The sequence below is a fragment of the Streptomyces sp. NPDC028305 genome (assembly GCF_055569495.1).
In genome coordinates this window covers 155,355-167,921 of sequence record NZ_JBVHTN010000012.1, presented here as the reverse complement: position 1 = coordinate 167,921, position 12,567 = coordinate 155,355, and the positions used below count along the sequence as shown (strand labels likewise).

The 12,567-nt window shown below is 72.4% G+C and carries 1 protein-coding gene (cut by a window edge); it reads left to right on the top strand.

Annotated features, from left to right (window positions below; all coding sequences use genetic code 11):
* Nucleotides 1-12,567 carry the final stretch of a lonely Cys domain-containing protein gene (locus tag ACZ4WQ_RS42575; protein WP_468022820.1) on the top strand. The gene continues 49,089 nt to the left of window position 1, outside the view, so 12,567 of the gene's 61,656 nt are visible here — the last part of the coding sequence; its start codon lies beyond the left edge, outside the window; it ends in the stop codon at nt 12,565-12,567.

Genomic DNA, 12,567 nt, shown 5'->3' with positions numbered 1-12,567 from the left:
AAGGCGCTGGCCCGCTACGCCCTGGGGCACATCCGGCTGCCCGCGGACAGCCCGGCGTATCAGCTGATGGCCACGGCGGCGGGGCGGGCGTCCGCTCTCCTGGGCAGCGGGACCGTTCCCGCCGGGCTGCGTGCGCGTGTCGAGGGGGCCGTCAGGAGCGCGGAGCGGGTGCTGACGGCTGTCCTCGAGGGGCCGCCGCCGCCCGCGATCGAGTGGAAGGCGGAGATCGAGGCGCTGGACGGGACCCGGGTTCCGGTGGACCGCGTGTCGCACGTGCAGCACCTGAATGCGTCGGGTGTGCAGGTGGGGGTGTCGCTGCGGGGTGGCGCAGTAGCCGGACCGTGGCTGTATCGGCAGGGGTCCTACGGTCTGCTGCCCGGGGTGGAGTACGTCACGCGGGTGCGGCGGGGGCCGGTGCCCGGAGGTGTGGCCGGGACTCCGGCAGTGGTGGCGGAGGGCCCGCGGAAGAAGGCGCCGTTCGACAGGGTGTTCCTGGTCGGTATGGACGGGAACGGGACCGCGGCGGAATTGCGGGTCCGGGACGGTTCGGGCGTGGCGGTCGGCTACCCGCGGGTGGTGGATTATCTCTTCGCGCGCGCACCGGAGTTGACGGCAGCGCCGTGGGATACGGCTGTGCTGGTGGCGGGCGCGGATGTGGCGGGTCCGCATGCGCGTGGCCGTGATCCGCTGGAGTGGCCGGTGGCCGGTCAGGTGCTGGCCAACGGTACGGGCTTCGACCGGTGGGTGTGGACCTCCGCCCTGGGCCTGGAGTTCGGGTTCGCCTCGGATGTCGAGGAGGTGGCGGACGAGGACGGTGTGGTCCGGCAGAAGCGGGTGGTGCGGCTTCAGCTGGCGGAGGGTGACTGGCTGGCGGGGTTCCGCCGGGAGCCGTCGTCGGTTCAGCTGGCCGCGTGGGCCGAGCGGGTGACCGGTGACCGGGACCGGGCTGGGGATGTGGCGCGGTGGTGGCGGGCGGTCCGGCTGGTGTACGGGCCGCTGCTGGAGGACGACGAGCCGACGTCCGAGGAGGACGACGAGTCGATGTCCGAGGAGGACGACGAGTCGATGTCCGAGGAGGACGACGAGACGGCGTTCGAGGCCCTGCTGCGTGGCTTCCGCGCGCTGGACCAGTGGCGGGCCGACCAGGGCGATGACTCCCTGCTGACCTGGAGCCGTCTGCGGGCCCTGACCGACGAGCACTTCGTCTCCCTCGGGCAGCCGGTCCCGCCACTGGCACAGGCGCTGCCGGCGCTCCTGGCGTGGGCCGCGGACGAGGTCAGGACGGACCTGGACCTGCGCGACTTCGATCTGACGCCGCGGCATGCCCCTGAGCGGGCGTGGGCGCAGGCTCCGGAGTCCCCGGCGGCGGACCGGGCGGGCGCCGCCCCGGAGGCGGCCGGGGGCTCCGGCGCGGACGGCGCCGGGTCGCGGGCGCCGTCGGGGCCGTCGACATCCGTGCGGGGGGAATCCGGTTCGCGGGTGTTCATCGGGCCGGTCGCCCCGCCGACGGCCGCGCCCCCCGCCCCGCGGACGGCCGCGCCGTCTTCCGAGTTGCCGACGCTGAGCGTGGTGGAGTTCGGGCCGGGTGAGACGGGCCCGTCCCCGGACGGGCAGCTGGCCATCAGGACGCTGGCGGTCAAGGTGGCGACCGCCGGTCTGCGGAACCGGCCGGCGGGCGCCGCGCTGCCGCGGACCGACATCATCGGGTACGGCGCCGACGTCGCTGATGGTGGCGAGTGGCGCGCGGGGGCTCTGCGCGCGGTGTTCACCTGGCATCTGAACCAGGTGCTGGACATCCTTCAGCAGAGCCTGCCCGAGGGGGCGGGGCGGTTGGCCGCGGAGGACTTCCCGGTCTCCGTGCGGTGGGCTCCCGAGGGGCCCTCGGAGGAGGTGGTCGCGCTCGCCGGTGTGCCGCGTGCGGTGCTGGAGCGGCAGGCGACGGTCGGGTTCGCTCTCTCCCCGGACGCGGCGGCGGTGGAGCGGTTGGAGGCTCTGCAGAGGAAGGACCGGGGACTGCGGAGCCGTCCGTTCGACGCGGACGCGGTGGCCCGTCAGGTGCTGCACCTGCCGGGGGGTGCACCGGTGGACCAGGCGGTGCGCGCGGAGCTGCTGGGGCTGGTCCAGGCGGCCGAGGCGGACGGGCGGGCGGGGAGTCTGGCCGCGCTGGGGGCATTCCATCTCGAACGGCTGAGGGCGACCGGGCCGGATCAGAGCGGCTACTTCACGGTGGGGGGCCACCGGGTTCCGGGTCTGAACTGGCTGGGGCCGGAGGCCATGGGGGCCCTGGACGCCCTGGAGCTGGACATGGACTTCAGCGACGTCCTGATGCCGCGGCCGGACGGTTCCCTGGCCATGGGCGGCGCTCCCAGGCGGGAGACGCCGTGGCCGAAGGAGCGGGTGCCGTATGTCGTCGGGGCCGACTGGCGGGACGGCAAGCACGGCAGTAACGGCAGGTTGGTGGTGCGGCTGCCGGACGGTTCGACGCGGGACGCGGGCATCGAGGAGTTCGTGGAGCTGGTGGCGGCGGATGTGGCGCGGGCGGGTCTGCCGCCGGGTACCCCGATCGTGGTGGCCGTTCCGTTCCTGGGCCGGTATGGCCCGTTGTTGCAGGAGCTGGCGGATCGTACGGGTCTGGTGGTGTGGCCGCACAGCGGTGAGGTGAAGGTCAGCCCGCGGCCTGACGACAAGGGCGGCATCGACTTGGTCGTCGGGCGGCCGGGGGTTCCCGAGGGTGCGTGGTTCCCGCTTCGGCCGGGCCAGGGGCCGGTTCTCGATGACAGCGTGCCCGGCTGGTACCCCGACGTGGTGCTGTGGCCGATGGTCAGCGAGGCGACCGGGGAGCAGATCGGCGACGCCTCGTTTGCCCCCGCCGAGTACGCGCGGGACTTCGAGGAGACGGATCGCCACATCGACCAGATGACGACGTACGTCAACGACTATTTCACCCTGCGCGCCGGTGGGCGGGAGTTGGAGCTGCCGCGCCCGGGCCCCGAGGGCAGTCCGTTCCCTGAGGCCGACGCGTACCGCATCTCGATGCATGGCGTGCCGGGCTACATGGTGCTGTCGGTGTGGAGCGGGAACGGCGTGGTCAACCGCTTCGTCGGCGGGAGTGAGGCGGTGGCGTGGGTGACGTGGCTGGTGTCCCGGCTGCCCAAGGACCGCTGGCTGGACCTCCCCGCCTGCTGGATCGGGTCTCCCGAGGACAGCAACAGGCCGGGGCCCGCCGGGAGGGACGTCTTCGCTCCCGATGTGTTCGTGGCCAATCCGCTGCGGGAGGTGTCTGTGGGACAGCGCATCGTGAACGGGGCGCGGCGCTGGGCGCGGGTCTCCTACGGCCCGCAGGGGAAGGGGCGGAAGAACGGCAAGTACATGCGGAGCCTGACCACCGATGCCCGGGGGCGGCCGCGGGAGTTCGCCCTGGAGCGGCCGGAGCCGGAGGGCGCGGAGCTGGACCGGCTGGCGCGGGTCGCCAGGCTGCACTCGGGCCCCGGCGCGGTGCCGCCGGCGGTGCTGGTGCGGACGCTGGATGCGTTGCGGGCGCTGAAGGCGATGTTCGGGATCTATGCGGAGGACCGCGCCGACCTCGGGGAGCTGCTGGCTGGGGCGGCGGCGGTGGATTCGATGTGGCGGGCCGACGACGACTTCGAGCGGGCGGGTCCGCTGACGCTGGATCTGCTGGGACGGGTGATCGCTGAACGTGCGGAGCCCGGGGTCGGCGTGGGTCAGGATGTGGTCCGCCGGGTGCTGGCCGAGGCGGCGACGGCGTGGGCGGCGGGGGAGTCGTTCGGGGACTTCGTGGTCCTGCCGGTGGTGCGGGAGGCCGCGGGGTGGCTGAACGGGGATGGTGCGCGGTCCGAGGCCGTCGACGCCCTGAAGCTGTCCGGCCCCGGTCAGGTGCGGGAGGCGGAGCGGTCGCGGATGTTCTGGGCGCGGGTCAAGGCCGGGGAGGTGCTGGACGCGCCCGGTATGGACGAGACCAAGCGCGACGCGCTGGCCGTGCGGGTGCTCCACCTGGACCCGGCCTTCGACGTCGACCCGCGGGAACGTGAGCGCTTGCGGGTCGTGCTCACCCGGGCGTTCGCTGTGGGGCGGGACGCGTCCGACCCGGACGCGGCGGCCGCGTACGACGTGGAGGAGTACGGGGCGTTCGATGACACCGCCATGGACACGGCCTTGGACGGAGTCGAGGGGAGCGGTCGTGACTTCACGGGGGAGCCGAAGCCGAGCAAGAAGGTGAACCTTGCGCGGATCCGTACGCCCGCCGGTCTGGAGGACACGCCGTGGCGGCACCAGCGTCCACCCCAAGGCCGCAACCAGCAGGCGACCGTGCCGGTCCCCGACCTGGTGCGGATCGAACTGGACGAGCGGGAGCCGGACATCATCACGCTGTTCATCGGCAGCCGCGTGTTCCGGATGCCGGTCGGTGAGTTCGTGGAGCTGATGGCGAACGACCCCACCCTGACGGACAAGAGGCCGGGCAGCACCGTCGTCCTGTCGCACGCCCGGCAGGCTCCCGGCATCGCTGAGGTGGCCAGGCGGCTGACGCAACTGGGTCGTCCCGCGTGGTGGACCGAGACCCCGACGGACCTGTCCGGCACGGACGATCAGGGCGCGCCGGTGCTCACCGTGCTCGGCGCCTCCCGTGCCGAATGGCAGAAGGCGGAGGTGGAGTTCCCGCCGCCGCCCGTCCCGCCCGCCCCGCTCCCCGCCCCGCGGCCGTACCCGCTCCCGAACTCCAGGCCCCCCGGACCTGGTGCTCCCACGATGACTCCGGCCACGACGGCTCTGCCGACCCTGTCCTTGGCGGCTCCGGTCGTGGCGGACGCGGAGGGGACGGCGGCGCCCCACGGGGGCCCCACCGCCACGGTCACGGACACCTCCACGGATCTCGCTTCCGAGAACCCGGCCACCGGGCCGGTGCCGGCCCTCCGGGAGCTGGGTCATGGGGAGCCGGCGGGACCTGCGGACGGGGTGGCGGCGTGGGAGCCGCTGGGGGACGCGGGCGAGGCGCGGCCGGTGGCGCGGGCGTCGTCGGGGCAGGAGATGCCCGGTCTGGAGGAGTCCGCCCCGCGGCGGGTGTTCACCGCACCGGTTGATCCACCGTCGGTCGCGTCGCGGTTGGACGGGCCGCTTCGGGCGCTGCCGGTGCTGACCCCGGTGGTGTTCTGGGCCCAGGGAACGGAGCATCTGCTCGGAGAGCAGCGGGAGACTCTCAGGAAGCTGGCGTTCGAGGTGGCGCTGGCCGGTTTGCGCAACCGGCGGGCGGGTGTCGCGCTGCCGAGCGTCCAGATCACCGGATACGGCACCGGCGGTGAGGAGGAGGTGCGTGCGCGGAACGCGCACCAGGCGTTCACCGGCTTCCTGGACGATGCGCTGCGCACTCTTCAGCAGGGGCTGCCTTCGGGTGAGCGACGGCTGGGCGTGCGGGATTTCGCGCTCACCGCGCAGGCTTTGGGGTGGCCGTCCGAGAATGCGGCTGTGCTCGCCGGTGTGGAGCGGGAGGACCTGGCGCGGCGGGCGACGGTGGGGGTGACCCTGCCCGGGGACGCGGCGGCGCTGGAGAGGCTGGACGTTCTGCGTGGGCGCGACTGGCGGTTCCGAAGCGGTCCGCTGGATGTGGACGTGATGGCCCGTCATGTTCTGTGTCTGCCGGAGGGCGTGCCGGTGGACGAAGCCGTGCGTGCGCGGTTGTTCGAGTGGGTGCGGGACGCCGAGGAGGCTGGGCGGGCGAGGAGCCTGGCGGAGCTGGTGGTGTTTCGCCTCGCCGAGTTGGGGGTGATCCATCCGGGCCGGAGTGACCACTACACGGTTGACGGTGACCGGGTTCCGGGCCTGAACTGGTTGGGGCCGGCGGCTATCGAGCTGGACACCACCCGGAGTCAGGTCTATGTGCCGCAGCCGGGCGGTTCCCTGGCCATCCGCGGCCCCGGGCGGGAGACGCCGTGGCCGAAGGGGAGGGTGCCGTACGTCGTCGGGGCCGACTGGCGTGACGACAAGGTGGTGGTGCGGCTGCCGGGCGGCTCGACGGTGGACCTGGACGTCGAGGAGTTCATAGAGCTGGTGGCGGCGGACGTGGAGCGGGAGGGTCTGGCGCCGGGCACCCCGATCGTGCTGGCCATTCCCTTCTTGGGCCGCCACGGCAAGCTGCTGCAGAAGCTCACGGACCGCACGGGCCTGGTGGTGTGGGCGCACAGCGGTGAGGTGGCGGTCAGTCCGCGACCCGATGGGAAGGGGGGTATCGACACGGTCGTCGGGCGGCCGGGAGTCCCCAACGGCGCCTGGGCCCCGCTCCGGCCGGGCCAGGGGCCCGTTCTCGATGACAGCGTGCCCGACTGGTACCACGACGTGGTGATGTTGCCGATCGTCAGCGAGGCGACGGGGGAGCTGATCGGCGACGCCTCGTTCGAGCCCGACGAGTACGCGGAGCACTTCGAGGAGGGCGACCGCCATCTCGACCAAGCGACGACGTTCGAGCACTACAACCTTGCCGTGAACGCGGTCACCCCGGATTACGCGCTGCCGCGTCCGGGGCCTGAGGCCAGTCCGTTCCCAGAGGACAAGGCGTACCGCCTGAGCACGCACGGCAGACCGGGTTACCTCTCGCTGGTGGTGCGGGACAGGGCCACCGGCAGCCTCGGCATTCGCCTCGTCGACGAGGACGAGGGGGTCCCGTGGGCGATCTGGATGATGTCCCGGTTGCCCAAGGACCACTGGATCGACCTCCCCTGCTGCTGGGCCGGGTCTCCCAAGAACCGTGTCGTGCCGAACCCCGGCCGGGTGACCAACGCCCTGCCCGGCGTGTTCGTGCCCGATCCGCTGGGGGAGGTCTCTCTGGGGCAGCACATCGCGAACCGGGCGCGACGCTGGGCGCGCGCTTCCGACGGCCCACAGGGGATGGACACGGTCGGCGGCAAGTACGTGCGGTCCCTGTTCGCCGATCCCCAGGGGCGGTACCGGGTGTGGGTTCTGTTCCGGCCGGAGCCGGAGGACGCGGAGCTGGATGTGCTGGCGCGGGTGGCCGGGCTGCACTCGGGCGGTGGCGCGGTGCCGGCGGCGGTGCGGGTGCGGACGTTGCGTCTGGTGCGGGCGCTGAAGTCGATGTTCGACGTCTGGGTGGAGGACCGTGCCGACTTCGCGGAACTGCTGCGGGGGGCGGCGGCGGTGGATGAGATGTGGCTGGCCGACGCGGACTTCCGGCAGGCGGGTCCGCTGACGCTGGATCTGTTGTCGCGGGTGGTGGAGGCGCGTCCCGAGGCCGCGTCCGGGGTGGACCAGGAGGCCGCCCGCCGGGTGCTGGCCGCGGCTGCGGCGGAGTGGGACACATGGCGCGATGCCGGACTGCACGAGGCCCGGTTCAGTAAGTTCGTGGCGCTGCCCGCGGTGCAGGAGGCTGCCAGGTGGGTGCGTTCGCCTGACATGAAGGCCGCGGCTGTCGACGCTTTGCGGCTGTCCGGTTCCGGCGAGGTGCATGAGGCGGAGCGGTCGCGGATGTTCTGGGCGCGGGTCAAGGCCGGGGAGGTGCTGGATGAGCCCGGTGTGGCCGTGGACGAACTCGCCATACGGGTGCTCCACCTGGACCCGGACTTCGACGTCGACCCGTCGGAACGTGACGACCTGCGGCTGCTGCTCACCCGGGCGTTCGCAGCGGGGTGGGACGCGTCCGACCAGGACGTGGCGGCCTCGTACGACCTGGCGGAGCACGGGGTCCTCGAATTCATCGCCGTGGACACGGACATGGACGGGGAGCCGGGGAGCGGCTGTGACTTCACGGGTGAGCGGCCGGAGAAGGTGGATCTGGCGGAGATTCACACGTCCGCTGGTCTGGTGGACGCGCCGTGGCGGGAGGACGAGTGGCCCCCCTATCTGGTGAGTGTCAAGCCGCACGGGCAGGACCCGGACCTTCTTGAAGTGGTCCTCGGGGACCGGACGGAGGTGATACCGGTCGGTGAGTTCCTGGAGGTGATGGCGAACGACCGCGGCCTGCTCTCCTGCGCCCTGGACACTCGCGTCGTCCTTTCGTTCTCCGGGCTGGGGCCTGGCATGGGCGCGCTGGCGCAGCGGCTGGCGCAGCGGCTGGGCCGTCACGTGTGGTGGACCGATCTCCCGACGAGCCTGTCCGAGACGGGCGACGAGGGACTTTCGGTGCTCACCGCGCCCGCCGGATCCGACCCTGACGGAGGCTGGCGGGAGGCGGTTCCCGTTCCGCCGCGGTACCTCCACGACGCCCCGTTCTCGGTCCCGCAGCCGCTCCCCAAATCCGCCGGGCGCGACGCGACCGCGCCCGCGGCCCTGGCGGGTGTGGGTGGGACGGTGGTGTCCCGTGGCTCCGGCGAGGGCGCGGACCCGGGTGCTTCCGGCGCGGACGATGCCGTGGCGCGGGTGGCGGCGCGGGCGCCGTCGGGGCCGTCCACATCCGCGCCGGGGGACTCCGTTTCGCGGGTGTTCGTCGCGCCGGTCGCCCCGCAGACGGCCGAGTCGCCAGCCCCGCTCGCCCCGGAGACAGCCGCCGCGTCGCAGTCCCCGGACGAAGCGGCGGCAGAGCGGCTGTTGGAGGCCATGCACGGGCGGGACCGGCGGTTCCGGAGCGGTCCGTTCGACGTGGACGTGCTGACCCGTCATGTGCTGCGTCTGCCGAAGGGCGCGCCGGTGGACCAGACGGTGCGTGCGGAGTTGTTCGGGCTGGTGCGGGATGCGGAGGCGGATGGTCGGGCGGGGAGTCTGGCGGAGCTGGGGGCGTTCCATCTGGAGAGGCTGGGGGCGACCGGGTCGGCCCAGAGCGGCCACTTCACGCTGTGGGGGCGCCGGGTTCCGGGTCTGAACTGGCTGGGGCTGGACGCCTTGGAGCTGGACACGGACTGGAGCGAGGTCCTGACGCCGCAGTCCGACGGTTCCCTGGCCCCCATCGGCCGCCCCAGGCGGGAGACACCGTGGCCGAAGGGGAAGTGGCCGTACGTCGTCGGGGCCGACTGGCGCGAGGACAAGAAGAAGGTGGTGGTGCGGCTGCCGGACGGTTCGACGCGGGACGTGGACATCGAGGAGTTCGTGGAGCTGGTGGCGGCGGACGTGGCGCGGGCGGGTCTGCCGCCGGGCACCCCGATCGTGGTGGCCGTTCCCTTCCTGGGCCGTCACAGTGCGCTGTTGCAGAGGCTTGCGGACCGTACGGGTCTGGTGGTGTGGCCGCACAGCGGTGATGCGAAGGTCACCCAGCGGGGCGGTATCGACACGGTTGCCGGGCGGCCGGGGGTTCCCACGGGCGACTGGTTCCCGCTCCGGCCGGGCCAGGGGCCGGTTCTCGATGGCAGCGAGCCCGACTGGTACCCCGACGTGGTGATGTTGCCGACGGTCAGCGAGGCGAGCGGAGAGCGGATCGGCGACGCCTCGTTCGACCCCGCCGAGTACGCGGAGGACTTCGAGAAGCCGGGCCGCCACAGCGACCGGATAACCACGTACTTCGACTACCACTTCGTCTTGGACGATCTGGGGCCGGAGTTGGAGCTGCCGCGTCCGGGTCCCGAGGGCAGTCCGTTCCCGGAGGCCGACGCGTACCGCATCACCCTGCATGGCGTGCCGGGCTACCTGGTGCTGACGGTGTGGAGCGGGAGCGGCGTGGCCGAACGCTTCATCGACGAGGGTGATGCGGTGGCGTGGGTGACGTGGCTGATGTCCCGGCTGCCCAAGGATCGCTGGCTGGACATCTCCTGCTGCTGGATCGGGTCCCCCAAGGACAGCAACAGGCCGGGTCCCGCCCCGAGGGGCTACTTCGCTCCCGAGGTGTCCGTGGCCGATCCGTTGCGGGTGGTGTCTGTGGGGCAGCACATCGTGAACGGGGCGCGGCGCTGGGCGCGTGTCTCCTACGGCCCGCAGGGCTTCGGGAAGGAGAACGGCAAGTACATGCGGGCCCTGTTCGCCGATCCTCAGGGGCGGGCCCGGGGGTGGGATCTGCTGCGGCCGGAGCCGGAGGGTGCGGAGTTGGAGCGGCTGGCGCGGGCGGCCGAGTTGCACTCAGGGGATGGTCCGGTGCCGGCGGAGATGCTGGAGCGGACGCTGTATGGGTTGCGGGCGCTGAAGTCGATGTTCGGGGTCTATGCGGAGGACCGTGCCGACTTCGGGGAGCTGCTTCGGGGGGTGGCGGCGGTGGAGGGGATGTGGCTGGCGGACGACGACTTCAAGCAGGCGGGTCCGCTGACGCTGGATCTGCTGCGGCGGGTGATCGTTGCACATGCCGGGCCCGGGGTCATGGTGGATCAGGACGTCGTTCGCCGGGTGCTGGCCGCGGCGGCGACGGCGGGGAAGGCGGGGGTGCCGTTCCGGGACTTCGTGGAGCTGCCGGTGGTGTGGCTGGCCGCGGGGTGGCTGAACGGGGGTGGTGCGCAGTCCGAGGCCGTCGACGCCCTGAAGCTGTCCGGCCCAGATCAGCAGTTGGGCGAGGTGGAGCGGTCGCGGATGTTCTGGGCGTGGGTGAAGACCATGGATCTGCTGAGCGCACCCGGCATGGACGTGGATGAAGTGGACAAGCTGGCCGTGCGGGTGCTCCACCTGGACCCGGACTTCGACGTTGAGCCGCGCCATCGCGAGCGCCTGCGGGCCAGGCTCACCCAGGCGTTCGCGGTGGGGCGGGACGCGTCCGACCCGGACGTGGCGGCCGCATACGACCTGGAGGAGGAGTACGGGGCGTTCACGGGCACCGGCTTGGACACGGTCCAGGACGGGGCCCGGGGGAGCGGTCGTGACTTCACGGGGCAGCCGCGGTCAGGGGTGGTGAGCCTGGCGCAGATCCTTGCGCCCGGCGGTCTGAAGGACGCGCCGTGGCGGCACCAGGGCCCGAACCAGCAGGCGACCGAGCCGGCCCCCTACCTGGTGCGGATCGAACTGGACGAGCTGGATCCGGACAGCATCATGCTGATCATCGGCGATAGTGTGCTCCAGATGCCGGTCCGTGAGTTCTTGGAGCTGATGGCGAACGACCTCACCCTGACCGACAAGGAAGAGGACACCCTGATCGTCTTGTCGCACGCCTGGCCGGCTCCCGGCATCGGCGAGGTGGCCAGGCGGCTGGCGCAGCGGGTGGGCCGTGACGTGGGTTGGACCGACACCCCGACGGACCTGTCCGGCACGGACGATCAGAACCGGTCGGTGCTCACCGTGCTCGCCGCCTCCGACGCCGTCTGGCAGAAGGCGGAGGTGGAGGCCCCGCAGCCGCCTGTCCCCAACGCCCCGCGCCCCATCCCACAGCCGTACCCGCGCTCCGGGCCCCCCGGGCCTGCTGCCCCCACGGCGGCTCCGCCCACCACGGCCACGACGACCAGACCGACGGCTCTGGGCTCGGCAGCTCCGTCAGGGCTCGCTGCCGCCTCCTCCGCCACACCGCCGGGTGAGAAGCCGGAGGCGACGACCGCCCCTGTGGCGCCGCTCGTGTTGTCCCCGGACCCGGCGTCGTTCCCGGACTTCGAGTCGTTCCTGAACGCCGGGATGCCTTCCGCGCCCGGGGAACCCGAGGCGCCTGGGGGATCCGCGCCGGCCGAGGCGTCCCCTGCGTCGCCCTGGGACATGGCGCGTATCCGCTACGCCGAGGAAGCCTTCGACTACGAGCATCGGCTGGCCACGTACCTGGCGGCCAACGAGCGGATCAACGCGGAGCTTGCGAAGGTGGTGCGGGCGTTCTGGGTCCTTGCCCTGCACAACGGGGCGGACTACCGGAAGTTCGGCAGCGACAATCCGGCGGAAGTCGGGGCGGTCGGGGCGTCCTTCGAAAGCCTGGCAAGGGTCGTGGAGTCAGGGAATGTGCGCGAGAGGGTGGACTTCATCTTCTCCGGGGCGAAAAACGGGCTCATCCCCGACCTCACGGGGGGCAAGGTGCGCAGGCATCCCGTGATCAAGGCGGAGCGCGACGACCGGCGGAACACCGAGGCGTACACGCGCTACAAGGAGATGCAGGCGGAACTCCGCGCGGCGGGCCTTGACGAGGAGGACATAGCGGAAGAGATGGAGGACCTGGTGGCGATGGTGTCGACGCCGCTGCGGCCGGAGGACGTCCGGCCCCCGCTGAGCCAGGACGAATGGCTGCTTGGGGTGAGGGATGGGAAACTGCGCTGGAGGCCCGCCGGGCTGTCCCAGGAACTGCCGATGTCCGCCGAACTCCAGGCGCGTGCCCAGGAGAGTGGCGGTCTGGTGCTGACCGGTACTTCGGGCAGCTCCTACTTCATCCTGGTGTGCGTCGCCCGGATGTCGGGCCTCACGGGCCTCCCTGTGGACCTCGGCCTGATCAGGGCCGGGCTGGTCAGCGTCATGGGGGCCGCGGACCACCACAGCTTTCACGAGGTGATGGCCGGCGCCCAGCTCCTCCTGGACGAGGTCGCCCACCCGGAGGTCCCGGACTACGTGGACGGCTGGTACCGGTACCGGAACGTCTATCCGCTGACCGAGGAGGAGCTGCGGGCCCATGTCGCGCGCGACGGGCTCTTCCCCGACGAGCACGCCCTGGCGCTGTTCGCCGAGCTGGACGACGGAGACGACGGGGCCGAGGAGGGGGCGGAGAGCGACGACGGCGATGACAGCTCAGACCGGTGA